Below are 24,953 nucleotides of genomic sequence, written 5' to 3'. Positions count from 1 at the left end.
GAGGCCGAGATCGCGCCCACCGTCCGCCGGACGCGCCCTCACCGCGATCAGAACCGGCCGGCCACCGAGATCTCACGGGCTGTCCCTTTCTGGGTGTCGTAAGTGAGCTGTTGCCGAGTCGCAAGCGACGATCACTAGGTTCGGCTTCGGCGTTGCGCGCGATGTCCGTGTTGTCGCAGCCACCAGAAAGGCGCACATGAAGCTCAAGATCTTCGCTGCCACCCTGCTCACCGGGACGGCCCTGTCGATCGGCTCGTCGGTGATCGCGGCGGGAGCAGCGGCGGCCGACACGGAACCGGCCGGCCGTGACTACTCGGCACAGGGCATCTATCCGGCCAGGTACTACGCGCCGACCGAGGCGGGACGGCAGGCATGTGAGTCCGACGCGGCCACGATCCGCGACGGCTCGACCGGGGCCTGGTGCTCGTACTCGCCCGGTCATCCGGACGCCGGAGGGCCCGCCTGGGTCCTGTGGGTCAACGACGGAACCGGCTGATTGACCGCCCAGGTGCCTGCCGGACCGCGAGCCGTCGGCGCGCCATACGGCGTGGCCGGTGACGGCGCCGCAGTCCTCCGTGCCTGGGCACCTGCCCGCAGGGCCGCTTCCGCTGATCGCGTCGGCGCAACGCGGCCTGCGGCGCGGGTTCCGGCCGGCCTGGACGGGGCCGTGACGGCCCTGTCCACGGGGGAAGGCCGGCCGGGACCCGCGAAATCGTGGCAGTGAACGGTACGACGTGACGCGGGCACGGTCTCGGCGTCATCGGTGGCCACGACCCGCGCTCACCGGGGAGGCCGCAGGCCGCTCCGGATCGACGTCCTAGGGGAACGCCCGGAGAGGGCGGCGGTCGGTGGATTCCAGGCGGACGGATGCGCCATGCGATGGGCTTTCACATTCCGCTGATCATGTCGGTGCCGTGGTCTACGGTCCGGCGCATGGCTGATCACCGAATCCTGAAGACCTTCCCCGACCCGGACGGCGGTGCCGTCCACGCCCTCGCCCCTCTCGTCCTGGACGGCGCCCCGGCGGTGATCGGCAAACACGGCGACGGCTCCCTGTGGACCTGCGACCTGACCACGGGCGAACGCGTCGGACACCCCATCGATCTCGACAGCGCCGCGCCCGATGACCCGGTCCCCGACGCCGAGGGAACCATCTGGGACGACGAGGATTTCGAAGACGAGAAGGGCGAGGCGGACGCGTACGAGGTCGTCTCCCTGCTGACCGCGACGAGTCTCGACGGCCACCCGGTGCTGGTGACCGGCGGCGGCCGGTTCGACCTCACTTCCCTGCTGGGCGAGGACTACATGGGCGGCGCCGTCCGCTGCTGGGACCTGGCCACCGGTGAGAAGATCGGCAAGACCATGACCGGGCACGGTCTCGGCGTCACCGCCCTGGCCACCGTCCCCTCCGAGCGCGGACCGCTGGTGCTCAGCAGCAGTGAGGACGGCGTGCTGCTCGTTTCGGTGCTCGCGTCCGGCGAACGCGTCGCGGAGATCCGGGGCAGCTACAACGGCGCGATGGCCGCCGCCGTGGTGGATGGCCGCCCGCTTGCCGTCACCGGCGGCCACGACCCCCACCTCGAAGTTTGGGACGCCCTCACCGGGGAGGCCGTAGGCGGCCCCAGACAGATCGGCGCCCCCGTCCACACCGTCGCCCTGACCGAGGTGGCCGGTCGCGCAGTGATCCTCACCGCCGGCGACGACAACACACTGCGGATGTGGGACCTGCCCACCGGCCGGCCGGCAGGGGGGCCGCTGTCCGGCCATGCCGGCACCATCCAGGGGATCACCCTCACCCGGCTCGGCGGGCGTGCGGTCGCTGTCACCGAGGCCATGGACGACCCGCCCCGAATCTGGGACCTCACCCGTGCCGAACAGCTCGGCGGCACACTGGCCGTTCCCGGTGAGCAACCCCCCACGGCCGTGACCGCCATGGATATCAACGGCGAGCCCGTCGTCGTGACAGGTCACGACGACGGCACCATCCGAGTCTGGCGCATCTCCGCCCCGTGACCGGGAGCAATCTCCATGACGAGGCGTCCGCTCTCATGCAGCGCTCGGTGAGCGGTGGGCGGTGATGGGGTCTGCGGTGGACGGTGTCCACAGAAAGCCGGTCGCCGGGCGCTGGCCGATCAGACCATCGTAGGCGGTGGGCTCGCTCGCACCGGCCATTGGCGGAAGTGACAAAGGTCCCATTGACAAGTCTCAGTAAGGGAATCCCCAGCTCACTTTGCAGAAGTGGTCAACGAAGTTCAAATATCAATCTGATGACCGTATGCGGTCAAAACTCCCGGTTGTGTGGAGGCGATCGGCTTCCTAAGGTCGGGGAGGCGGGCCGATCCGTGGGAAGGAACTGCCACACGGACCGCCGTCGCTCCTTCATGGCGGCGACATCCCGACCACAAATCGGGATGTCGCCGCGCCGGGCGTCGCAGACCGCGGCAGGCGAATTCCAGGGAGTTTCCACATGTGCGTGCGGAAGACGCTGGCCGTCATCGGGGGAATGGTGTCGATTCCGTTGGCGGCGCCGTCCGCCGCCGAGGCGACGGAGCCGGTCGGCGGCTACCGGCTGACCGTCGCCCCGGTGCAGGGCGCGGGCCGGGTCGCGAGCGCCAGCTTGCGGTGCGGACCGGACGGAGGGTCGCACCCCGACCCGGTACGGGCCTGTGACCAGCTGCGACGTGTCAACGGAAACGTGGCGCGCCTGCCGGAGCGGCCCGGCCGGTGCACGCTCGAATACGCGCCCGTGCGGGTGCGGGCGCACGGTACCTGGAAGGGCAGGCCGCGGGACTACGCCCGGACCTATTCCAACCGGTGCGCGGCCATCCGGGGCACCGGCGGCGTACTGTTCAAATTCTGAGGCTTCCCGGGAAGACCCACCGGGGTGGCTGGGTCGGCGAGTCGTCGGCGTGGAAGGTGTGCGGGGTTCCACGCCGACGACTCGCCATGAAATGTGCGAGGTATTTTCATCGATGTTCACATATATTGCCGCCGCGGGTGTCGCGGCGCTTTCCCTGGCGTCGCCGGCGTCGTCCGGAATGCTCGTCTCCTACGCGCGCAGCGGTGGATTCGCCGGTGTCCAGGAAACGGTCGTCGTCCATCGGGACGGAACGGTCACCACCGGCCGTGGACGTACCGCCGAATTCACGCTGGACCATGCGCAGATCCGCGACATCCGCCGGACGCTCGACGGCGTCACCACGCGAACGTCCTCGCGCCGCTGGTGCGACATCCCCGACCACTTCGCCTACACGCTCGCCTACCGCGACTGGCGCGCGACCCGCTGCCACCGGCTCCCCGAGGACTGGCGCCCGGTCGTCACCCGTCTCGACGCCCTGCTCCGCTCCTCGGCGCGCTCCCGGTGAGCAGCCGACGGCGGTTCGGCCTCGCCTGAACGGGCGCTGGGACGCGTCCCGCCGTCGCGCCGCCCGCCCGAGGGCGCACCGTGGCCTTGGGTGTCCGGATCATGGGGAACCCGGGCACGGGTGCCGGAGTCGTAGACCGGGAGGATCCGGACGGGCGCGAGAAGGGACGGCATGACCAGGACGTGGCATGAGGAGCAGGCGTGCCGGGTGGCCGCGGAGACGGGGGACGCCGAGGCGCAGGCGCAGCTCGGGCTGATGTGCGAGCGGGACGGCCGCGTGGAGGAGGCCGAACGGTGGTACGCCACCGCCGCCGAGGCCGGTCATGTGATGGCCATGAAGTACCTCGGCACGCTGCTCGGCGGCGCGGGACGCACGGGGGAGGCCGAGCGGTGGCTGCGGGCCGCGGCCGACGCGGGCGAGGCGCAGGCCATCGTCAATCTCGGGGCGCTGCTGGTGCGCGATCCGCAGCGCGCGGGCGAGGCCGAGGAGATGTTCCGCCGGGCGGCGGAGATGGGCGTCGTCCACGGGATGGTGAACCTGGCGATCATGTACGCCGAGTCCGGGCGGGACGCCGAGGCGCGCGAGTGGTTCGGGCGGGCGGCCGAGGCCGGGGACACCGAGTCGATGCTGCACCTCGGTGACGCGGCGCAGCGGGCGGGCCAGGCGGAGGAGGCCGAACGCTGGTACACGCGGGCCGCCGAGGCGGGCGATCCCGTGGCCATGACGGAGCTGGCCCGGTGGTGCGCGTCCGGGCGTCGCATGGAGGAGGCCGAGCGCTGGCACCGGGCCGCCGCCGAGACGGGCCGCGCGCTGTCGGTGACGAACCTGGGCGTCTTCCTGGCGCAGTCGGGACGGCTGGACGAGGCGGAGCGGTGGCTCCGGCAGGCCGCCGACGCCGGGGAGCCGCAGGCCATGTTCAACCTGGGCATTCTGCTCGGCGACACGGGACGGGCGGCCGAGAGCCGCGACTGGTACGGGCGGGCCGCCGAGCACGGCCACCGGGACGCCATGTACAACCTCGGAAACGACCTGGTCGAAAACGACCCGGAGCGGGCCGAGTCGTGGCTGCGGCGGGCGGCCGAGGCCGGGCACGTCCCGGCGATGTTCAATCTGTGCGTGCTGCTGAACGGGCAGGGCCGCTATCGCGAGGGCGTCCCGTACCTGCTGAAGGCGTCCGACGCCGGATACCCGCCCGCGATGAACGCCGCCGCCCGCGACCTGCTCGACCAGCAGCGCTACGACGAGGCCGAGCCGCTGCTGCGCGGCGCCGCGGACGCGGGCGTCCCGGCGGCCTTCCGCAACCTCGGCAGGCTGCTGAAGGAGACCGGCCGTCTCGACGAGGCCGAGACGTGGCTGCGCCGCGCCGCCGACACCGAGGACGTCGAGGCGATCACCCTGCTGATGGAGATGCTGACCCAGTCGGGCCGCAACGAGGAGGCCACCCGATGGCTCCAGTGGCTCGTCCAGCACGGCTACGCCCGCCCGGCCTGACCCCACCCCGCCAGTGGCGGGGCGCCGGCCCCCGCGCGCGGCCTTTCGCCGTGGAACGGCGGGCCGCCCGGGCGGGGAGCCCGGGCGGCCCGGCGGTGGTCAGCGACCGCGCTGGAGCTGGCGGTTCGGCAGCCGGCGGGCGTTGCGGCGCTGCTGCGCGAACGCGGCCGCCTTCGGGTCGCGGTTATTGTTGCGCTTCTTGCTCTTTTTCCCGGCGTTGGAAAAGAAGTCGCCGGACTCGGGGTTCTGGTGAATGGCGCGCATGAAGAATTACCTCCGGGCAGGCTCGAAAAGCGGCCGGCGCAGGCCGACACAAGTCGGCGCAGGCCGAGGCGGGCCGGTGCGGACACGCGTCGGACGGCCGTGAAGATGGGTGGAAAAGACGCACCGGGCAGGCGTCAGCGCAGCTGAGAGGCTTGACCTGGCGGCCGGTGAGATGAGGGAAGGGGAGCGGGCGGCGTATGCGCCGCGGTCAGCTCAACCCGGAAGGAATCACAGCTCCATGCGCTGAATATTAGCGTGATCGAGGCGTTCGGTGTCAACTCCGTTATTGCGGCATTTTTTCGGGGGCGGGGACGGCGGCCGATGGCGCGATCCGTGGGGTACGTGTCGTTGACGCCATCGACGGCGGGCGACCAGCCTGGAGGGCATGCGCCGCGTCGTCTTCGTCATCTACGAGGGGTTCCAGCCCCTCGACCTGGTCGGGCCGCATGAGGTGTTCCAGTACGCGGGCCGCCTCACCGGTGGCGGCTACGACTGCCGGATCGTGGCGTCCGCCGCCGGGCCCGTCCGGACGCACAGCGGGCTGCCCGTGCACGCCGCGCACGGGGTGGACGACCTGGCGCCGGACGGCGTCGACACGCTCGTCGTGGCCGGCGGCACCGGTGTCGACCAGGCCCGCGACGACGAAGCGCTGGTCGGATGGGTCGGTGCGGCGGCCGCGACGGCGCGGCGGGTGACGTCGGTGTGCAGCGGGGTGTTCCTGCTGGCGGCGGCGGGGCTCGTCGAGGGACGCCGGGTCACCACGCACTGGGGGCGGGAGGCGCAGCTGCGCGCGGAGCACCCGGAGGCGGTCGTCGACTGCGACCCGATCTACATCCGGGACGGGCGGGTGTGGACGTCGGCGGGCGTGACCGCCGGGATGGACCTCGCGCTCGCCCTGGTGGAGGACGACCACGGCCGCGACGTCGCGCACACCGTCGCCCGGGAGCTGGTGTTGTTCCTGCGCCGTCCGGGCAGCCAGTCGCAGTTCAGCGTGCCGCTGTGGGCGGTGCGCCCGGCGACCGACCCGATCCGGGCGGCCGTCGCGGCGGTCAACGCCGACCCCGGCGCCCGGCACGGCATCCCCGACCTGGCCGCCCGCGCCGGACTCAGCCCCCGGCACCTGCAACGCCGGTTCACCGCCGAGCTGGGGATGCCGCCCGCCGCGTACGTGGAGCGGGTCCGGGTGGAGGCCGCCCGGCGGGCCCTGGTCGAGGGGGACGAGCCGCTGGAGGCGCTCGCCCGCCGCCTGGGCTTCGGGACGGCCGAAACGCTGCGTCGTGCGTTCCACCGCCAGGTGGGCGTGGCGCCGTCCGACTACCGCGAACGTTTCCGAGCCACGAGGGAGCCGCTGTGACCACCTACGGACTGCTGATCTTCGACCGGGCCGAGGAGCTCGACTTCGTCGGGCCGTGGGAGATCTTCACCGTGTCCTCGATGCTGCGCGACGACGCCGACACCGTCGTGCTGATCGCCGAGAAGGACGGGCCCGTCCGCTGCAACAAGGGCATGCGCGTGCTGCCCGACCACACGATCCACGACCATCCGCCGCTGGACGTGCTGCTGGTCCCCGGCGGCAACGGCGCCCGCGAGACCCAGATGCACAACCCGGCGGTGACCGGCTGGATCGCCAAGGCCGCCGCCGAGGCCACCTGGGTGACGAGCGTGTGCACGGGAGCCGCCTTGCTGCACGCGTCGGGCGTCGCGCGCGGCCGCCGGGTGGCCACGCACTTCTCGTTCGAGGACACCCTGGAAGCCCTCGGCGACGTCACCGTCGTCCGGGACGCCCGCTACGTCGTCGACGGCGACCTGGTCACCAGCCAGGGCGTCTCCGCGGGGATCGACATGGCGCTGTGGCTGGTGGGGCGTCTGCACGGACGCGACCACGCGCGCCGCGTCCGCCGCTACGTGCAGTACGAGCCCGCCCCGCCCTACCTGGCCGACGAGCCGCTCGGAGCCTGAACCACGGGCAGCCTCTTACCGGCCCTCAGGGGCGGTTGGCCTCGAAGTCCTTGAGGATCTGCTTGCGGACGCGGGTCGGCAGGCGGTCGATGTAGAGCTTGCCGTTCAGGTGGTCGGTCTCGTGTTGCAGGCAGCGGGCCAGCAGGCCGGTGCCCTCCACGGTGACGGGGGCGCCGGTGACGTCGAAGCCGTGGCAGGTGGCCCGGTCGGGGCGGGCCAAGGGGGCGTGGGCGCCGGGGACCGACAGGCAGCCCTCCTCACCGTCGTCCAGGTGCCGGTCGGGGAGCTCGGGCAGGACGAGCGTGGGGTTGACCACGACGCCCTTCTGCGGCCGGTCGTCCTCGTCTGGGCAGTCGTAGACGAACACGCGCAGGTCCACGCCGATCTGGTTGGCGGCCAGGCCGACCCCGTCGGCGGCGTACATGCTGGCGAACATGTCGTCCACCAGGCGCGCCAGCTCGTCGTCGAAGTGCTTGACGGTGCGGCACGGGCGGTGCAGCACGGGCTCGCCCACCAGCGTGATCGGTTTCGCCTGTCCGGCCATCCCAGCCCTCCCTCGGTCCGCTTGCATCGTAGGCGCAACAGGTATGTCCGCCGTCACGGGCGGTTCACCCGCATGAGATGGCCGTGCGCGGGTAGGGCGGTCCGGAACGACAGGCCGTACGAGAGCACGGGGAACGACGATGATCACCACCGGTGTCACGGTCGCGCTCCCGGACGCGTCCCTGGACGGCGACCTCGTGGTGCCCGACCGGGCCGACGGGGTCGTCCTGTTCGCGCACGGCAGCGGAAGCTCGCGGTTCAGCCCGCGCAACCGCGCCGTGGCGTCCGGGCTGAACACCGCCGGGTTCGGCACGCTGCTGCTGGATCTGCTGACCGCCGACGAGGAGCGCGTGGACGCCGAGTCGGCCGCGCTGCGCTTCGACATCGGCCTGCTGACGCGGCGGCTGGTGGGCGCCGTCGACTGGCTGGGGGAGGAACCCCAGACCACGGGGCTGCCCATCGGCCTGTTCGGCGCCAGCACCGGCGCGGCGGGCGCGCTGGCCGCCGCCGCCGAGCGGCCCGGCGCGGTCGGGGCGGTGGTGTCACGGGGTGGCCGTCCCGACCTGGCGGGCGACGCGCTGGGGCGGGTGCGGGCCCCCGTCCTGCTGATCGTGGGCGGCGACGACCCGCGGGTGCTGGAGCTGAACGAGCTGGCCAAGCACCGGTTGCGCGTCACCCACAAGCTGAAGATCGTCGCGGGGGCGACCCATCTGTTCGAGGAGCCCGGTGCGCTGGAGCGGGTCACCGAGCTGGCCACCCGGTGGTTCGCGGCGTATCTGAGGCCATGAGGCTGCTGGAGGACGGGCCGTACCGGTACCGGATCGAGCCCACCGGCCGGATGCGCGTGCCCGGGGTGGTGTTCGCCTCCCGGGCGCTGCTGCACGCGGCGGACCAGGCGCTGGAGCAGGTCGCGAACGTGGCGACGCTGCCGGGCGTGGTCGAGGCGTCGTACGCGATGCCGGACGTCCACTGGGGCTACGGCTTCGCGATCGGCGGGGTGGCCGCCACCGACCCGGCCGAGGGCGGCGTCGTCTCGCCGGGCGGAGTCGGGTTCGACATCTCCTGCGGGGTGCGGCTGCTGGCCGCCGACGTCGACGACGCCGGGCTGCGTCCCGTGCTGCGGGACGTCATGGACGCGCTCGACCACGCCGTGCCGCGCGGCATGGGCAAGGGCGCCGTCTGGAAGATCCGCGACGCCGCGGAATTGGACGGCGTCCTCACCGGCGGGTCGCGGTTCGCGGTCGAACGCGGCCACGGCGTCCAGCGCGACCTGGACCGCTGCGAGGACGGCGGCGCCGTCGCCGACGCCGACCCCGGGCAGGTCGGGACCCGGGCCGTCGAACGCGGCCTCGGGCAGGTCGGCAGCCTCGGCTCCGGCAACCACTTCCTGGAGGTGCAGCGGGTCGCCGAGGTGTACGACGAGGCCGTGGCCGGGGCGTTCGGGCTGCGCCGCGACCAGATCTGCGTGATGGTGCACAGCGGGTCGCGCGGGCTCGGCCACCAGATCTGCACCGACCACGTGCGGGTCATGGAACGGGAGATGCCTGGGCACGGCATCCGCGTGCCGGACCGCCAGCTCGCCTGCGCGCCCGTCGAGTCGCCGGCCGGACGCGCGTACCTCGGCGCGATGGCGGCGGCCGCCAACTACGGGCGCGCCAACCGGCAACTGCTGGCTCAGGCCGCGCGGCGGGTGTTCCAGCGGGTCGCGGGGGTGCGGCTCGACCTGGTGTACGACGTGTCGCACAACCTCGCCAAGCTGGAGGAACACCGCATCGGCGGGCGGCGGCGCCGGGTGTGCGTGCATCGCAAGGGCGCCACGCGGGCGTTTCCGCCGGGCCACCCCGAGCTTCCCCCGGACCTGCGGGACGTCGGTCAGCCCGTCCTGATCCCGGGGACGATGGGCACCGCGTCCTACGTGCTCACCGGCGTTCCGGACGGGCGGGCGTTCCACTCCACCTGCCACGGCGCCGGACGCGTGCAGAGCCGTCACCAGGCCGCGCGCGGCGTCAGCGGCCGTGACCTGCGGGCCCGGCTGGAGGCCGACGGCATCGCGGTGCGCGCCTCGTCCTGGCGCGGCCTCGCCGAGGAGGCGCCCGCCGCCTACAAGGACGTCACGGCCGTCATCGAGGCGAGCGAGGGCGCCGGGCTGTGCCGCAAGGTCGCCAAGCTGGTCCCGGTGGGCGTCGTCAAGGGCTGAACCCGCGGGCGCCCTGCCGGGCTCAGACGTCGACCGTCACCGCGCACGCCCATGTGCCGGAGTCCTCGGCGAAACGCAGGCCGTGCAGGGAGATCGCCTTTGGGACCGCGCCGGTCCCCTCGGCCCGGCTCACGTCCCCGACCGTCAGCCGCAACCGGAGCCGGTCGCCGTCGCGGGCCGTGACGTCGGCGGCGAGGACGAGCTCCCCGGCGACGTCCAGCCGGTAGATCACCTCGTCGAGCGCGGCGACCAGCAGGTCCGCGTCCGCGGCGGGGCCGACCTCGGCCTCGCGCTCGCCCAGCGGGGGGACGCCCGCGCGGTCGGCGAACGCGTCCACCAGCCCGGCCACGGCCTCGGCGACGCAGCCCTCCCGGGTCGGCGCCCACGCCTCGATCCGCAGGTCGGCGGTGTGCGGCACCGTCCGATGACCGGACGCCGCGTTCGTTTCACCGGCCATGCGTCCACCACTACCCCGGCCCCTTTCGTTTAGCCGGACCGCGCGAGGGGACGGGCGGTTTTCGAATCCTTTACACGCGCAGAGTGAGGAGGAACGGCATGACAGCCGTCAGCACGCCCAACCGTCCCCACGGCGCGGTGCATCCATCCCCGGCGCCGCAGCCCGCACCGCCCGCACCGGCGCCCCCGCCCAAACCCGAGCCGCAGCCCCCCGGCCCGATGCCGCCGCCCAAGCCCATGCCGGAGCCGGTGCCGCCGGGCCCGCAGCCGGAGCCGGAACCGGTCTGAGCCGTGCCGCGTCCCCGCCGAAATGCCTTGCAGGGGTCCGACGAGGACGACCACAATCGCGGAATGTCGACATCCGCCATCCCCCGTCACGTCCTCGCGCTGGACTCCCTCGCCGGCCTTTCGGCGGGCGACGCCTTCGGCGAGCAGGCCTTCGAGCCCCACCTGCGGGCCAAGCCGCCCGCGTGCCCGGACGACCGGTGGCCCTGGACGGACGACACCCAGATGGCCTGCTCAGTGCTGGACGTCCTGGCGCGCTTCGGCGAGATCGACCAGAACATCCTGGCCCGCGCGTTCGCCGAACGCGCCGAGCCCCACCGCAACTACGGCTACGGCGCCCTCCAGTTCATCGACGGCGTCCGGCGCGGCGGCGAGTGGAGCGTCCTCAGCCGGCGGCTGTTCGACGGGGCCGGGTCGTGGGGCAACGGCGGCGCGATGCGGATCGCCCCGCTCGGCGCGTGGTTCCACGACGACCTGGAGCAGGCCGCCGCCCAGGCCGCCGCCGCGTCCGAGGTCACCCACGCCCACCCGGAGGGCGTCGCCGGCGCAGTCGCCGTCGCCGTGGCCGCCGCCCACGCGGCCGCGACGCGCGGCGGGTCACTGGCCGGGCCCGAGCTGATCGACGCGGCGCTCGCCCACGTCACCGAGGGCTACGTGCACGACGGCCTGCGCCAGGCCAGGGAACTGCTGGACCGTTCCGCCGCCGAGGCCGCCGCCGAACTCGGCAACGGCTCGCAGATCAGCGCCCCCGACACGGTGCCGTTCGCGCTGTGGACGGCCGCCACGCGGCTGGACGACTACGCGGCGGCGCTGCGGACGTGCGTCGAGGTGGGCGGCGACATGGACACCATGGGTGCCATCGTCGGCGGTGTCATCGCCGCCCACCACGGCACGTCCTGCATCCCCGAAGAGTGGCTGGAGACCCGCGAGCCCCTGCCCGGCTGGCTCTGGGGCTGAACCGGCGGCTCGGTCAACCCCCTGTGCACGCTTTCATAAGCGAGAGATCGTTCGACACCGGGCGGCGGGGGGCGGCCCCGGCGAAAGTGATTGAGGCGTCAACCATTCTCTGCGGGAGATGTGAGCTGTTGCACATCCTCGCCTTGTTCGTCAATCGGTGACGAAGTGCCCGAGATGGCCTCACGTGGCCACGCCGGATCGCCGGGAGCCGGGCTGACCACTGGTTTTATGTGGAGTTTACCCACCCTGCCATGCGGTGTAACAGTTGATCATCTTGACTTGAGATCGCCGGGTGGTTTTAGTGCTATCCATGAGTGTGTGGCAAACTGTTAGTTTGTGTACATAGTTGCGAAGTAAGTCCGCTTCGTATGGTTCCGGGACGCTGGCGGACCGTGGCGCTCGGCGCGTGCATCGCCAGGTGACGAGCACAGCCGCCGGCCGCGGGCCTTCCCCCCCACCACCTCCCGGTTCCGCCTCGTGGGACGCCCTACGGTCCCGTCCGGGATCGTTCCAGTCAGCCCTCCGAGCCTCCCAAGGATGCCGTTGACGCTGCTCTTGTTCCGATGTCCGCGGACGCGAACGGGCGATGACCGGCCCGTCGACGGGGTCGCCGACGCGACATATCACTGACCTCTCTCGGCGCGCCGTGCCCGCGTCCCGATGACAACCAGCGCATTTCACTGTGATGAGGCGTGCCCGGCGGACGGCGGCGTCCGGCGGGCCGGTGAAGAGTGCCCGGAATCGTGGGCGGCCCATTCCAGCAGGTCGTGCCCACGCCCATCCGAAAGGGAACGGTCGAATGGCGGGAAGAATGGTGTGCGCCGCGCGGGGATGCGACCGGGCGGCCGATCGGCGGTCGCGGGGGCAGGCGCCCCCGGTCGACCCGTGGCTGTGCGTGCGGTGCCGCAGGCGCGTCGAGGTGGACCTGCGGCGGCTGCCCGTGCTGTACGCCGAGTGCGAGCAGGCGCTCGTGCCCTCCTCGTGGATGCTGACCGAGCGGGTCAGCGGCGGCCGGCGGACCGGACCCGCTCTCGACGAGGCCGTGATGGCGGCCCGGTCCGACATGCTCGCCGTGCTGGCCTCCTGGTCGGGACTGGTCGCCGAGCGGCGGCGGGTGGCGCGGCCGGTCCGGCGGGAGGTCGGCGACCTGTGCCGGTACCTGCTGCGGCATCTCGACTGGTTGCTGGACCACGACGGCGGGGCCGACTTCGCCGCCGAGATCGTGGCCGTGGCCGACCAGGCGCGCCGGGCGCTGCACGGTCCGGCGACGGTCCGCCGCGTCCTCGGCGCGTGCGTGCATGCCGGCTGCGAGGGCGAGATGTACGCGATGAGCGGGAGCGGGGAGGAGGTGCGGCCCACCGACGTCCAGTGCGACAGGGGGCACACGTGGCCACCGAGTCGGTGGCTGGAGCTGTTCGCCCGGATGAACCAGGACCAGGTTTCGCGACGCATCAAGGAGATCCGATGATTGCCAGGTCGCAACCGCGCCGCGCGGTTCCCACCGAGCTCGCCGCCCTCGCCGCGGGAGTCTCCGAAGCGACCATCCGCAAATGGGCGAGCCGGGGGAAGCTGACCCGCTACGGAACCCCCGGCCGCGCGATGTACGACCTTGATGAGCTGGCCACGATAATGGCTTCTCCCCGCCGGTCACCGGCCTCGCCTCCCGTTCGATCCGCCGAATTCTGAGATTTGTTCGGTGCGCCGACCGGTGCGATCGGCGGACGCTCCGGTCCGTCCCGGGGCGCATGTGCCGAACTGTAGGAGAAGGGGGCGCCGCCCGGCCGCGACGCGCGGCCGGGCGGTGCCCCCTTCGGGTTGTGAGCGGCGTCCTCGTGCCGTCACCGTCCGTGTGTCGAAGCGGTGACCTCGCAGGTCAGCCGCCTGCCGACGGCGGGGGTTGACAGTCGAGCGGGGCGGATGTCACGCTCTTCCTGCCAGGCGAGGACTGCCCAAATCCTCCCGGCGCGATCACCGGCGGCGCCTTTCCCCGCCGCCCCGCCCGCCGTTACCGCTCCGCTTTCCGCGGGTGAGTGCCGGCACTTCCTCGATCTCACGACCGACTTTTCCCGTCTTCGGCCGGGCCGTGTTCACAAACGGCCCGGCCGTCGTCATGTCCGGGCCCTGTCCCGCATCGCACGAAAGGGAACTCACGATGGCGACTGCTATCACCATTGACGACCTCGGGCGCATTCTGCGCGAGGCGGCGGGCATCGAACTGGGAGCCGACGCCGCCGACCAGCCCTTCGCCGACCTCGGCTACGACTCGCTGGCCCTGCTGGAGACCGGCAGCCGCATCGAACGCGAGTACGGCGTCCGGCTGGAGGACGACGCGCTCACCGACGCCGAGACGCCGGCCGCGCTGCTGGACGTGGTGAACCGGCACCTGGCGACGGCGGCCGGCGCCGCCTGAGCCCCCGGGCCGACGCCGGGCCGCACGAGATCCACGTATCGATCCGCACCGACACCACCAGGGAGAGAGCATGCCGAACCAAGCAGACCGCGTCGCGATCGTCACCGGCGGCACCAGCGGGATCGGGCTGGCGGTGACCCGGCTGCTGGCCGAGCAGGGGCACCGCGTGTTCGTCTGCGCGCGGTCGTCCGACAGCGTGCGGGACACGGTCAAGCAGCTGCGCGGCGAAGGGCTGGAGGTGGACGGCACCCACTGCGACGTCCGCGACGCCGCCCAGATCCGCGCGTTCGTCCAGGCCGCCGTGGACCGCTACGGAACGATCGACGTGCTGGTCAACAACGCGGGCCGCAGCGGCGGCGGGGTCACCGCCGACATCGCCGACGAGCTGTGGTTCGACGTCATCAACACCAACCTCAACAGCGTCTTCCTCATGACGCGCGAGGTGCTGAACACCGGCGGCATGCGCGAGAAGTCGCGCGGCCGCATCATCAACATCGCCTCGACGGCGGGCAAGCAGGGCGTGGTGCTGGGCGCCCCCTACTCGGCCTCCAAGCACGGCGTCGTCGGCTTCACCAAGGCGCTCGGCAACGAGCTGGCGCCGACCGGGATCACCGTCAACGCGGTCTGCCCCGGCTACGTCGAGACCCCGATGGCCCAGCGCGTCCGGGAGGGCTACGCGGCGGCCTGGGACACCAGCGAGGAGGCCGTCCTGGAGAAGTTCCAGGCCAAGATCCCACTGGGCCGCTACTCCACTCCCGAGGAGGTCGCCGGGCTGGTCGGCTACCTGGCCTCCGACACCGCGGCGTCGATCACCTCCCAGGCGCTCAACGTCTGCGGCGGCCTGGGCAACTTCTGAGCCCGCGCCCGCATCCCCTGCCTGACCACGGCCCCCGAGCACGGCCCGCCAACCCCGAAGGAGAAGCAGATGGCGACCGACGGCGTCCGCGAGGTGGAGCACGAGATCACCGTGGCCGCCCCCGCGGCCCAGGTGTACGACCTCATCGCCCAGGTGGAGAACTGGCCCCGGCTGTTCCCGCCGACCGTGTACGTCGACCACGTCGACAAGGGCGAGACCGAGGAGCGCATCCGCATCTGGGCCACCGCCAACGGCGAGATCAAGAACTGGACGTCGCGGCGGCGGCTCGACCGCGAACGGCTGCGCATCGAGTTCCGCCAGGAGGTGTCCAGCCCGCCGGTGGCGTCCATGGGCGGCACCTGGATCATCGAGCCGCTGGCGGCGGACACGTCCCGGGTGCGGCTGCTGCACGACTACCGCGCGGTGGACGACGACCCCGAGAAGCTGGCCTGGATCGACCGGGCCGTCGACCGCAACAGCACCTCCGAGCTGGCCGCGCTGAAGGCCAACGCCGAGCTGGTCACCGGCGACCGGGACGTCCTGCTGTCGTTCGAGGACACCGTCGAGATCGACGGGTCCGCCAAGGACGTGTACGACTTCCTCAACGAGGCGGACCTGTGGAAGGAGCGGCTGCCGCACGTCGCCGAGGTCCGGCTGACCGAGGAGACGCCGGGCCTGCAGGTGCTGCGGATGGACACCCGCACCAAGGACGGCTCCACCCACACCACCGAGTCGGTCCGGGTGTGCTTCCCGCACCACAAGATCGTCTACAAGCAGCTGGTGCTGCCCGCGCTGATGAACCTGCACACCGGCTACTGGCTGCTGACCGAGCACGACGGCGGCGTCACCGCCACGTCCCAGCACACGGTGATCATCAACACCGACAACATCACCAAGGTGCTCGGCGAGGACGCCGACCTGGACAGGGCCCGCACGTTCGTGCGCACCGCCCTCAGCGGCAACAGCTCCGCGACCCTCCGCCACGCCAAGGAGTACGCCGAGAGCCGCCGCTGACCCGCCGGCCCCGCCCGTCGAACCCACCCCGTTCACCCGCGCCGCCGTCGCGGCGCCGCCGCGACGGCACCCCATGCAAGAGGAGGACGATGGACACCCAGGTCATCATCGTGGGCGCGGGCCCGGTCGGGCTCATGCTCGCGGGCGAGCTGCGGCTCGGCGGGGCGGAGGCGGTGGTGCTGGAGCGGCTGCCCGCGCCCACCACCGAGTCGCGCGCCTCGACCCTGCACGCCCGCACGATGGAGATCTTCGCCCAGCGCGGGCTGCTGGAGCGGCTCGGCGGGCCGCCGCCGAACGACCTGCGGGGCCACTTCGGCGGCATCCCGCTCGACTTCTCCGGGCTGCGCACGCCGTACCCGGGGCAGTGGAAGGTCCAGCAGACCCGCACCGAGGAACTGCTCGGCGGGTGGGCCGCCGAGCTGGGCGCGGACGTGCGGCGCGGGTACGAGGTGCGGGCGCTGACCCAGGCCGCCGACCACGTCGAGGTCGAGGCCGACGGGCCGGACGGAACCGTCCGGCTGCGCGCGCGGTTCGTCGTCGGCTGCGACGGCGAGGAGAGCACCGTGCGGCGGCTGGGCGGTTTCGCGTTCCCCGGCGAGGACGCGGGCCGGGAGCTGCTGCGGGCCGACGTGGACGGGATCGAGGTGCCGAACCGGCGCTTCGAGCGGCTCCCGGACGGCCTGGCGATCGCGGCGCGGCGGCCGGACGGCGTGACCCGGGTGATGGTGCACGAGTTCGGCCGCCCCGCCGCCGCCCGTGCCGGCGACCCCGACTTCGCCGAGGTCGTCAAGGTGTGGGAGCGGGTCACCGGCGAGGACATCGGGCACGGCACGCCGATCTGGGTGAACGCCTTCGGCGACGCGGCCCGCCAGGCGAGCGAGTACCGGCGCGGCCGGGTGCTGCTGGCGGGCGACGCCGCGCACCGGCAGCTTCCGGCCGGCGGGCAGGCGCTCAACCTGGGGCTGCAGGACGCGGTGAACCTCGGCTGGAAGCTGGCCGCCGTGGTGACCGGCCGTGCGGCCGACCCGCTGCTGGACACCTACCACGAGGAACGGCACGCGGTCGGCCGCCGGGTGCTCGGCAACATCCGCGCGCAGGCGCGGATCCTGCTCGGCGGGCCCGAGGTCGAGCCGCTGCGCGCGGTGCTCGGCGAGCTGATCGACTACCCCCGGGTGCGGGACCGGCTGGCCTCGACGATCAGCGGCCTGGACGTCCGCTACGCGACGGGATCCGGCGACCACCCGCTGCTGGGCGTCCGCGTCCCGCCCGACGAGCTGGGCGCGGGAGGCGAGGCCCTGCGGGCCGCGCGCGGCCTGCTCCTGCATCCCGAACCGCCGGACGGCCCCGGCCCGCACGACCGCGTGGACGTGGTGCGCGCCATCGGCCGCTCCGAGGCCGTCCTCGTGCGGCCGGACGGCTACGTCGCCTGGGTCGCCGGCACCGGCACCGGCCTGGACGCGGCGGTGCGCCGCTGGTTCGGCGACCCCCGGTGATCCGGCGTCGCCCCGCCGCGCTCGCCGCGCTGGCCGCCCTGGCGCTGGTGCTCTCGTCGGCCGGGTGCGGCGCCCGGCAGGCGGCGGCCGACACGCTCGTGTTCGCCGTGGACGACGAACCGCTCGTGCTCGACCCGCACGCCAGCCCGCAGGACTCGGCGGCGCTGTTCACCCGGCCCGTCCTGGACTCCCTGGTCTCGCTCGGCCCGGACGGGCGGGTCGAACCGTGGCTCGCCACCGCCTGGTCGGTCTCCCCCGACCGGCGCACCTACACCTTCACGCTGCGCGAGGACGTGCGGTTCAGCGACGGCACGCGCTTCGACGCGGCGGCGGTGAAGGCCAACCTCGACCACATCGCCGACCCGAAGACGCAGTCGCGGCTCGCCGCCCACTACATGGAGCCGTACACCGGCAGCACGGTGGTGGACGCGCGGACGGTCAAGGTCCACTTCGCCAAGCCGCACGCGCCGTTCCTCGCCGCGCTGTCGGAGGCGTTCTTCGGGATGCAGTCGCCCGCGTCGCTGCGGCGCGGCCTCGACGTGCTGGCCCGCCACGTCGTCGGGTCGGGGCCGTTCGTCATCGAGCGGTTCGTCCCGCACCAGGAGATCGTGTACCGGCGCAACCCCGGCTACCGCTGGGGGCCGGCCACCGCCCGGCACACCGGCCCCGCCCGGCTGGCCAGGTTGAAGTTCACGATCCTGACCGAGGACTCGGTGCGGCTCGGCGCGCTGACCAGCGGCCAGGCCGACGCGATCGCGAGCGTCCCGCCGGTCACCGTCCGCCGCGTGCGTGCGAACCCGCGGCTGCGGGTGGAGACACGTCCCGCCCCCGGCGGCGTGTACATGTACCTCCCGAACGTCGGCCGGGGCGTCTTCACCGACAGACGCGTCCGCGAGGCGTTCCGCATCGGCATCGACCACCCGACCATCGTGCGGCGGCTGTACTTCGGGCTGTTCAGCCCGGCGTTCAGCCCGCTCGGCACCAGCACGCCCGGGTACGACTCGGGCACCCGGGCCCGGTGGCGGTTCGACCGGGCGGCCGCCGGGCGGCTCCTGGACGAGGCCGGGTGGACCGGACGCGACCGGCAGGGCTACCGCACCAAGAACGGGCGGCGGCTGGTCGTCCGATGGCCGTTCCAGCGCGGCACCGCCCGCGAGCAGCGCGCCGAACTGGCCGAGCTGGTGCAGTCGGAGGCCCGCAAGATCGGCATCGACCTGCGGGTCGGCAACGTGTCGCAGGCGGAGTACTTCCCCCTGTACGGCTCCGGCGACTACGACCTGGTCGACTACGTCGGCCGGCGCATCGACGGGGACATGCTGCGCAACCTCTTCGCCACCTCGTTCATCTCCACGCCCGAAAAGTTCGGCCAGAACGGCGCGCGCTACTCCGACCGGCAGGTGGACGGGTGGCTCGCCGCCGCGCTGGCCACCGACGACCGGGCCGAACGGGCCGACCTCTACGCCAGGGTGCAGCGCAAGGTGATGGACGAGTCCGTGGCCTTCCCGGTGTACGAGCCCGCCTACGTGCTGGGCGCGTCGAAGACGGTGCACGGCATCGGCTGGTCCCCGCTGGCGTATCCGACCTTCTACGAGGCGTGGGTGAGCGAGCGGTGAAGGCGTTGTGGACACACTGGACGAGCCCCCGGTTCCGGGTGGCGCGCGCGGTGCTGGTCCGGCTGGGCACCTCGGTCCTGGTGCTGTGGGGCGCGGTGACGGTCGCGTTCGTCGCGCTGCACCTCACCCCGGGCTCGGTCGAGCAGGCGCTCGTCGGCCCGAACACGATCACCCCGCAGGCGCGCGCCGAGCTGGTCGCCGAGTACGGCCTGGACGAGCCGCTGCTCGTCCAGTACGGCAGGCTCGTCGGCCGGATGGCGCGCGGCGATCTCGGCCAGTCCTACCAGCTGCACGAGCCGGTCGCGGACGCGCTCGGCTCGCAGCTTGGCCCGTCGCTCCAGCTGGCCGGGGCCGCGATGGCGCTGGCCGTCGTCGCCTCGCTGACGCTGGCGCTGCTCACGGCCGGGCGCGGCCGCTGGATCCGCGGGCTGTCGTCCGGAATCGAGCTGGTCGGGGTGTCGATCCCGACGTTCTGGACGGCGATCGTGCTGCTGACGGTGTTCTCGTTCCAGCGCGGCTGGTTCCCGGCGGCCGGCGCGGACGGCGGCGCTGCCCTGGTGCTGCCCGCGGTCGCGGTGGCCGTCCCGCTGACGGCGCTGCTGACGCAGCTGCTGCGCGACAGCCTGGAGCTGGCGCTGGACGAGCCGTTCGTGCTGACCGCGCGGGCGCGCGGGCTGTCGGACCTGGCGGTGCGGATGCGGCACGCGCTGCGGCACGCCCTGCTGCCGGCGCTGACCCTGGCCGGATGGATGTTCGGCGCGCTGGTCGGCGCGCTGGTCGTGGTTGAGGAGATCTTCGCGCGGCCGGGGCTGGGCCGCCTGGTGCTCACCGCCGTCGAAGGGAAGGACCTGCCCGTGGTGATGGGGGCGGTGCTCGTCACCGCGGTGCTGTACGTCGCGGTCAACATCGTGCTCGACCTGCTGTATCTCGTGGTCGACCCGCGGCTGCGGGGTGCCCGGTGACCGCCGCGGTCACCGCCGAGGCCGTCCGGGCGCGGCGGGCGCCGGCGCGGCCCGGCCTGTGGGCGGCGGCGCTGTTCCTGGGGCTGGTCGTGCTGGCGGCGCTCGCGCCGGGGCTGTTCACCGACGGTTCGGCCGTCGACGGGGATCCGGCGGCGGCGCTGATGCCGCCCGGCGCGGACCACGTGTTCGGCACCGACGCCAACGGCCGCGACGTGTTCGTCCGCATCGTGCACGGGGCGCGTCCGTCGCTGCTGGTGGGGCTGGGCGCCACCGCGCTGGCGGTGGCGGGCGGCACGGCGCTGGGGCTGGTCGCGGCGCTCGGCGGGCGGTGGCTGGACGAGCTGGTCATGCGGCTGGTCGACGTGGTGCTGTCGCTGCCCAGCCTGCTGCTCGCGCTGGTGGTGCTGGTGATGGCCGGGCCCGGAACGCTCAACTCGGTCTGCGCGGTCGCGGTGGCCACCATGCCGGTGTACGCGCGGTTGGTGCGGGTGCGGGCGATGGTCGTGCGCGGGTCCGGCTACGTCGAGGCCGCGACCGCGCTGGGCCTGCCGCGCGCGGTGGTCGTCGTACGGCACGTGCTGCCGAACGTGCTGGCGCCGCTGCTGGTGCTGGCCACCATCGAGGTCGGGACCGCGCTGGTCGCGGTGGCGTCGCTGGGGTTCCTCGGGTTCGGCCCGCAGCCGCCCGCACCCGAGTGGGGCGCGATGCTCGCCGCCGGCCGCGACTACACGGCGGTGGCCTGGTGGGTGGCGGTCTTCCCCGGGCTGGCGATCACCCTGACGGTGCTGTCGATCACGGTCGTCGGCCGCGCGCTGCGGCGGCGGGGCGAAGGGAGGGACGCGTGAGCGATCCCCTGGTGGAGGTCGCCGGGCTGTCGGTCGCGTTCGGCGCGACGCGGGCCGTGCGGGACGTGTCGTTCGCCGTCCACCCCGGCGAGTGCGTGGCGATCGTGGGGGAGTCCGGGTCCGGCAAGAGCGTCACCGCCCGCGCCCTCATCGGCCTGGCGGGCGAGGGCGCCGACGTGCGCGCGACCACGCTGCGCGTCGACGGCCGGGACGCGCGGACGTTCGGCGACCGGCAGTGGCGCGCGGTGCGCGGCGCACGGATCGGCTTCGTCCTGCAGGACGCGCTGGTGTCGCTGGACCCGCTGCGCCCCGTCGGCCGCGAGATCGCCGAGGCGCTGCGGCTGCACCGGACCGTGCCCCGCGCCGAGGTCGGCGCGCGGGTGGTCGAGCTGCTGCGCGACGTCGGCGTGCCCGAGCCCGAGGCGCGGGCCGGGCAGCGTCCGCACGAGCTGTCCGGCGGCCTGCGCCAGCGGGCCCTCATCGCCTCGGCGATCGCGTGCGCGCCCGCCCTGCTCATCGCCGACGAGCCCACCACCGCGCTCGACGTCACCGTCCAGGCGCAGATCCTGGATTTGCTGGCCGCCCGCAAACGGGACGGGATGGCGCTGCTGCTCATCAGCCACGACCTCGGGGTGGTGGCGCGGATCGCCGACCGCGTCCTGGTGATGAAGGACGGCGTGATCGTCGAGGAGGGGCCCGCCGAGCGGGTGCTGACCCGGCCGGAGCATCCCTACACCGTCATGCTGCGCGAGGCGGCCGACCCCCGGCCCGCACGCCCCGCCACGAAGATCGGCGCACCGGTCGTCCAGGCGCGCAACCTGGTGAAGTCGTACGGGGCCCGCCGGGCGGCCGACGACGTCTCGTTCGAGCTGCGCGAGGGCGAGACGCTCGGGCTGGTGGGAGAGTCGGGCTCCGGCAAGACCACCCTCGGCCGCCTGGCGCTGGACCTGCTGCGTCCCGACTCGGGCGAGGTGCTGATCGAGGGGCGGCCGTGGCGGGAGATGTCCGCGCGGGACCGCCGGGCCGTCCGCAGCCGCATCCAGGTCGTCTACCAGGACCCGCTCGGCTCCTTCGACCCGCGGTTCGACGTCCGCCGCATCCTGGACGAGGCGATCGCGGTGAGCGGCCTGCCCCGTCCCGCCCGCCGCGACCGCGCCGTGGAACTGCTGGAGCAGGTCGGCCTGGACGCCGGGCTGCTGGACCGCCGCCCGGCGCGGCTGTCGGGCGGGCAGCGCCAGCGGGTGGCGATCGCCCGGGCGCTGGCCACCCGCCCGAAGGTCATCGTGTGCGACGAGCCCGTCTCCGCGCTGGACGTCTCGGTGCAGGCCCAGGTGCTGGACCTGCTGGCCCGGCTGCGCGCGGAGCTGGGCCTGTCCTACCTGTTCATCTCCCACCACCTCGGCGTCATCCGGCAGGTCAGCGACCGGGTGGCGGTGCTGAAGGACGGGCGGATCGTCGAGGTCGGCGAGGTCGAGCGGGTGTTCACCGCGCCCCGCACGGACTACACGAGGCGGTTGCTGGCCGCGATACCGCGCCTGCCGGGGGAACCGGGCGCGCCGGAGGACCAGGGAGGGAACCATGGCACCGACCACGACGGCGGCCGCGTCCGTTCGGCCGATCACGGTTGACGCCGGGGCGGCGCGGCTGTCCGGCCTGCTCGCCGCGCCGCCGGAGGGGCCGCCGCGCGCGGCCCTCGTCGCGCTGCACGGCGGCGGGATGCGCGCCCGGTACTTCCACGGCGAGGTGGAGCCGGGCCAGTCGCTGCTGGAGCACGCCGCCGCTCACGGGTATCTGGCGGTCGCGCTGGACCGTCCCGGGTACGGCCTGTCCGCCCGCACGCTGCCCGACGGCACCGGCCTTACCGAACAGGTACGGCTGGTGCGCGCCGCGCTGACCGACCTGGCCGGCCGTCACGACATCGGCGCGGGCTTCGTCCTGCTCGGCCACTCGCTCGGCGGGAAGGTCGCGCTCCTGCTCGCGGCCGAGGACGACCGCGTGCGCGCGGTGGACGTGTCAGGGGTCAGCCACCGGTGGGCGGCGGACCCGGAACAGACGAGGGACGCCGGAGGATTCGGCGCGCACCGGCTGCACTGGGGGCCGCTCGGCCTCTACCCGCCGGGGACCTTCCAGTTCGCGCGGGACCTGGCCGGGCCGCTCCCGCCGCGCGAGGCGGCGGACGTGCCGAGCTGGCCCGGCCGGTACGACGCGCTGGCGAGCCGCGTCCGGGTGCCGGTGCGGCTCACCTTCGCCGAACACGAGCGCTGGTGGCGGCACGACGAGGACACGCTGCGGGACATGACCGCGCGCCTGTCCTCGCCGGTGGTGCGGGTCGACCGGCTGGCGGACACCGGCCACAACATCAGCCTCAGCCGGGTCGCCCGCACCTACCACGCACGCGCGCTGGCGTTCTTCGACTCCTGCCTGAACGCGTCCGGGACGCCGGCGGAAGTGGACTAGAAGAAGGGGCTCACAGGAAGTCGGCCTGGTGCTCGCGGGCCCACTCCAGGAACGAGCGCGGCGGACGGCCCGTGACGTCCAGCACCGTGGACCGCGGCTTCCAGATCTCGCGCTGCTCCTCGGGCGTGAAGCTGGGGATCGGCTCGCCCTCGGAGTACGGCGCCAGCCCGAGCAGGAACGGGGCCATCTGCGCGACCCAGCCGCCCTGTTCGGTCAGGATGCGCAGCGTCTCCTCCGGCGGGGTCGGCTCGAACCGGACCGGGGTGCCGATGGCCTCGCCGATCAGCTCCGCCTGCCGCCGCTGGGTGAGGATCTCCGGCCCGGTCACCTCGTGCACGGCCGGGGGCGCGCCGTCGGCGAGCAGCGCGGCGGCGGCCACGGCGGCGATGTCCCGCTCGTGCACCGGGTTGCTGATCTCGTCGGGGTCGGGGAACCGCACCGTCCGGTCCTTGCGGATCATCGGGCCCCACAGGTCGGTCTTGTTGGCGGCGAAGTCGTTGGGCCGGACGAACGCGTGCTCCAGCCCCGACGCCTCGACCGCCTGCTCGACCGGCAGGTGCCGGTCGGTGTCGGTGCCGAGGGACACCGCGCGCGACGACAGCACGACGATCCTGCGCACGCCCGCCGCGCGGGCCAGCTCGACCACCTCGCCCGCGGTCGGGGCGTGCGGATACAGGTAGAGGCGTTCGACCCCGGCGAGGGCCGGGCGCAGCGACTCGGGGGCCGCCAGGTCGCCCTGGAACACCCGCAGGTCGCGCGGCAGGCCCGGGGCCTCGGGGTCGCGGCTGGTCGCCCGCACGTCCTCGCCCGCGGCGCGCAGCTCCGCGACGACGTGCCGGCCGACCTTGCCCGTGGCCCCGGTCACCAACGTGGTCATCAGGTGATAGTCCCTTCCGCTCTCAACCGCTCAGCGTTTCTCAACCGCGCCGCAGGCCCGCGTGGTGCACGTACCGCTGGCCCAGCGCGCTCTTGACCTTCGACAGCCCCCCGGCCCGGCGCAGCACGTCCTGCCGCAGGTCGCTCTCCAGGAACTCCTCGTGCGCGGCGGCCGACGCCCACTGGGCGTACTGGAACACCCGCCGCCCCTCCAGGCTGAGGAAATGGTGGCTGGAGATCCAGCCGGGCAGCGCCCCCTTCCGCACGACCGCCTCCTCCATCGCGTCGTACACAGCGTCCGACCACAGCTGGGCCGACTCGGTGTCGGCCATCTCGAACTCGGCGATGAAGATGCAGCCGGGCTCGGCGTCGGCGCCGCCGGCGGGCTCCTGGGTCGGCACCGAGGTCGGCAGGTCGCGTCGGAACGTTCCCCTGTAGAGCCGGTGCACGACGGGCTCGGGACGCGGCACGTCCGCGATGTCGGGCGGTTCGGGCGCGGCGGCCGCGAAGCGCTCGTAGTCCTCGGCGGCCCGCCACTGCGACACGACGACGACCGCGCTGTCCTCGGTGCTCAGCTTCTCCTCGCCCTGGGGCTTCTCGGTGGTGCTGACGAAGGTGTCGGCCGACAGCAGCCCGTCCGGCAGGGGCCCGGCCTCCCACGCCGCGAACACCGTGTCGGCCACCTCACCCTGGCGGGCCGGGTCGGGGACGGCCCAGTGGCTCACCACCGTGACACCCGACGGGGCGAGCGTGACATCGAAGGGACGGGGTGCGGCGAGCCGCATGACGCCTCCAAAATGAATTCACCACGAGTGTGGCCAAAGGGAAATATTTCTCCGACTGGACAAAATAGGGCGTCCTGCTTCGAGAGACAAGGCGCCTACCTGCGGGTAAGCTCCAAACCCAAAAG

General features: G+C 73.3%; 26 protein-coding genes. 21 read left to right on the top strand and 5 right to left on the bottom strand.

Features of this window, described 5'->3' with window-relative positions; genetic code table 11:
* Positions 1 to 196: 196 nt before the first annotated feature.
* The 5 genes from ABD811_RS20065 (at position 197) to ABD811_RS20045 (ending at position 4,856) form a co-directional block, all read left to right on the top strand.
* A complete protein-coding gene (locus tag ABD811_RS20065) occupies positions 197 to 496 on the top strand; it encodes a hypothetical protein (protein ID WP_344949642.1) in 300 nt (99 codons plus the stop codon).
* Between the two features lie 437 nt (positions 497 to 933).
* On the top strand, positions 934 to 2,013 hold the full coding sequence (locus ABD811_RS20060) for a WD40 repeat domain-containing protein (protein WP_344949639.1): 1,080 nt from the start codon (positions 934 to 936) through the stop codon (positions 2,011 to 2,013).
* Between the two features lie 454 nt (positions 2,014 to 2,467).
* Positions 2,468 to 2,860: an SSI family serine proteinase inhibitor gene (locus ABD811_RS20055; RefSeq protein WP_344949636.1), complete on the top strand. Its 393-nt coding sequence runs from the start codon at positions 2,468 to 2,470 to the stop codon at positions 2,858 to 2,860.
* A 112-nt stretch (positions 2,861 to 2,972) separates the two neighbouring features.
* On the top strand, positions 2,973 to 3,365 hold the full coding sequence (locus ABD811_RS20050; protein ID WP_344949633.1) for a hypothetical protein: 393 nt from the start codon (positions 2,973 to 2,975) through the stop codon (positions 3,363 to 3,365).
* Between the two features lie 171 nt (positions 3,366 to 3,536).
* The gene (locus tag ABD811_RS20045; RefSeq protein ID WP_344949630.1) at positions 3,537 to 4,856 is read left to right on the top strand and encodes an SEL1-like repeat protein; all 1,320 of its coding nucleotides are present in this window, start codon (positions 3,537 to 3,539) and stop codon (positions 4,854 to 4,856) included.
* Positions 4,857 to 4,955: 99 nt separating this feature from the next.
* Here the strand turns inward: ABD811_RS20045 and ABD811_RS20040 are convergent, their stop codons facing one another.
* Positions 4,956 to 5,120 (bottom strand): hypothetical protein, encoded by a 165-nt coding sequence (locus ABD811_RS20040; RefSeq protein ID WP_344949627.1) that lies wholly within the window; start codon positions 5,118 to 5,120, stop codon positions 4,956 to 4,958.
* Between the two features lie 385 nt (positions 5,121 to 5,505).
* Here ABD811_RS20040 and ABD811_RS20035 point away from each other — a divergent pair, with 385 nt between their 5' ends.
* Positions 5,506 to 6,474 carry a GlxA family transcriptional regulator gene (locus ABD811_RS20035; RefSeq protein ID WP_344949624.1) on the top strand — a complete coding sequence of 323 codons (969 nt, stop codon included), beginning with the start codon at positions 5,506 to 5,508 and terminating at the stop codon, positions 6,472 to 6,474.
* Entirely contained in the window at positions 6,471 to 7,079 is a 609-nt protein-coding gene (locus ABD811_RS20030) for a DJ-1/PfpI family protein (RefSeq protein WP_344949621.1), read from the top strand. The genes ABD811_RS20035 and ABD811_RS20030 overlap by 4 nt, the downstream gene beginning before the upstream one ends.
* Positions 7,080 to 7,104: 25 nt before the next feature.
* Here the strand turns inward: ABD811_RS20030 and def are convergent, their stop codons facing one another.
* Positions 7,105 to 7,623, bottom strand: coding sequence for a peptide deformylase (gene def, locus ABD811_RS20025; RefSeq protein WP_344949618.1), 519 nt, complete (start codon positions 7,621 to 7,623; stop codon positions 7,105 to 7,107).
* 139 nt (positions 7,624 to 7,762) lie between these two features.
* Here def and ABD811_RS20020 point away from each other — a divergent pair, with 139 nt between their 5' ends.
* The gene (locus tag ABD811_RS20020) at positions 7,763 to 8,410 is read left to right on the top strand and encodes a dienelactone hydrolase family protein (protein WP_344949616.1); all 648 of its coding nucleotides are present in this window, start codon (positions 7,763 to 7,765) and stop codon (positions 8,408 to 8,410) included.
* The gene (locus ABD811_RS20015; RefSeq protein ID WP_344949613.1) at positions 8,407 to 9,819 is read left to right on the top strand and encodes an RtcB family protein; all 1,413 of its coding nucleotides are present in this window, start codon (positions 8,407 to 8,409) and stop codon (positions 9,817 to 9,819) included. Before ABD811_RS20020 ends, ABD811_RS20015 begins: the two co-directional genes overlap by 4 nt.
* A 22-nt stretch (positions 9,820 to 9,841) precedes the next feature.
* Here ABD811_RS20015 and ABD811_RS20010 read toward each other — a convergent pair whose 3' ends face one another.
* Complete coding sequence (locus ABD811_RS20010) at positions 9,842 to 10,276, bottom strand: archease (RefSeq protein ID WP_344949610.1); 435 nt, start codon at positions 10,274 to 10,276, stop codon at positions 9,842 to 9,844.
* A gap of 98 nt (positions 10,277 to 10,374) precedes the next feature.
* Here ABD811_RS20010 and ABD811_RS20005 point away from each other — a divergent pair, with 98 nt between their 5' ends.
* The 12 genes from ABD811_RS20005 to ABD811_RS19950 all read left to right on the top strand — a co-directional run bounded on the left by ABD811_RS20005 (position 10,375) and on the right by ABD811_RS19950 (position 23,167).
* Positions 10,375 to 10,563 carry a hypothetical protein gene (locus ABD811_RS20005; protein ID WP_344949607.1) on the top strand — a complete coding sequence of 63 codons (189 nt, stop codon included), beginning with the start codon at positions 10,375 to 10,377 and terminating at the stop codon, positions 10,561 to 10,563.
* Between the two features lie 63 nt (positions 10,564 to 10,626).
* Positions 10,627 to 11,517 (top strand): ADP-ribosylglycohydrolase family protein, encoded by an 891-nt coding sequence (locus ABD811_RS20000; protein ID WP_344949604.1) that lies wholly within the window; start codon positions 10,627 to 10,629, stop codon positions 11,515 to 11,517.
* 799 nt (positions 11,518 to 12,316) lie between these two features.
* Entirely contained in the window at positions 12,317 to 12,985 is a 669-nt protein-coding gene (locus ABD811_RS19995; protein WP_344949601.1) for a hypothetical protein, read from the top strand.
* 684 nt (positions 12,986 to 13,669) lie between these two features.
* A complete protein-coding gene (locus ABD811_RS19990) occupies positions 13,670 to 13,927 on the top strand; it encodes an acyl carrier protein (RefSeq protein ID WP_344949598.1) in 258 nt (85 codons plus the stop codon).
* A gap of 70 nt (positions 13,928 to 13,997) precedes the next feature.
* Positions 13,998 to 14,783, top strand: coding sequence for a 3-oxoacyl-ACP reductase (locus tag ABD811_RS19985; protein WP_344949595.1), 786 nt, complete (start codon positions 13,998 to 14,000; stop codon positions 14,781 to 14,783).
* Positions 14,784 to 14,852: 69 nt separating this feature from the next.
* Complete coding sequence (locus ABD811_RS19980; RefSeq protein WP_344949592.1) at positions 14,853 to 15,797, top strand: aromatase/cyclase; 945 nt, start codon at positions 14,853 to 14,855, stop codon at positions 15,795 to 15,797.
* An 89-nt stretch (positions 15,798 to 15,886) separates the two neighbouring features.
* The gene (locus ABD811_RS19975) at positions 15,887 to 17,290 is read left to right on the top strand and encodes an FAD-dependent monooxygenase (RefSeq protein WP_344949589.1); all 1,404 of its coding nucleotides are present in this window, start codon (positions 15,887 to 15,889) and stop codon (positions 17,288 to 17,290) included.
* Positions 17,287 to 18,903, top strand: a complete 1,617-nt coding sequence (locus tag ABD811_RS19970) for an ABC transporter substrate-binding protein (RefSeq protein WP_344949586.1) — start codon at positions 17,287 to 17,289, stop codon at positions 18,901 to 18,903. The genes ABD811_RS19975 and ABD811_RS19970 overlap by 4 nt, the downstream gene beginning before the upstream one ends.
* Positions 18,885 to 19,865 (top strand): ABC transporter permease, encoded by a 981-nt coding sequence (locus tag ABD811_RS19965; protein WP_344949582.1) that lies wholly within the window; start codon positions 18,885 to 18,887, stop codon positions 19,863 to 19,865. Before ABD811_RS19970 ends, ABD811_RS19965 begins: the two co-directional genes overlap by 19 nt.
* Entirely contained in the window at positions 19,862 to 20,710 is an 849-nt protein-coding gene (locus tag ABD811_RS19960) for an ABC transporter permease (protein ID WP_344949579.1), read from the top strand. Before ABD811_RS19965 ends, ABD811_RS19960 begins: the two co-directional genes overlap by 4 nt.
* Complete coding sequence (locus tag ABD811_RS19955; RefSeq protein ID WP_344949576.1) at positions 20,707 to 22,338, top strand: dipeptide ABC transporter ATP-binding protein; 1,632 nt, start codon at positions 20,707 to 20,709, stop codon at positions 22,336 to 22,338. The genes ABD811_RS19960 and ABD811_RS19955 overlap by 4 nt, the downstream gene beginning before the upstream one ends.
* Complete coding sequence (locus ABD811_RS19950) at positions 22,289 to 23,167, top strand: alpha/beta hydrolase (protein WP_344949573.1); 879 nt, start codon at positions 22,289 to 22,291, stop codon at positions 23,165 to 23,167. The genes ABD811_RS19955 and ABD811_RS19950 overlap by 50 nt, the downstream gene beginning before the upstream one ends.
* Positions 23,168 to 23,177: 10 nt before the next feature.
* Here the strand turns inward: ABD811_RS19950 and ABD811_RS19945 are convergent, their stop codons facing one another.
* Together ABD811_RS19945 and ABD811_RS19940 are read right to left on the bottom strand one after the other, a co-directional pair.
* A complete protein-coding gene (locus tag ABD811_RS19945) occupies positions 23,178 to 24,044 on the bottom strand; it encodes an SDR family oxidoreductase (protein WP_344949570.1) in 867 nt (288 codons plus the stop codon).
* A 40-nt stretch (positions 24,045 to 24,084) separates the two neighbouring features.
* Positions 24,085 to 24,828, bottom strand: coding sequence for a hypothetical protein (locus ABD811_RS19940; RefSeq protein WP_344949567.1), 744 nt, complete (start codon positions 24,826 to 24,828; stop codon positions 24,085 to 24,087).
* Positions 24,829 to 24,953 lie beyond the last annotated feature (125 nt).

The organism is Actinomadura miaoliensis, assembly GCF_039536785.1.
GTDB classification, from domain to species: domain Bacteria; phylum Actinomycetota; class Actinomycetes; order Streptosporangiales; family Streptosporangiaceae; genus Spirillospora; species Spirillospora miaoliensis.
The sequence above is the reverse complement of the archived record's forward strand: the minus strand, read 5'-3'. Positions and strand labels throughout refer to the sequence as shown.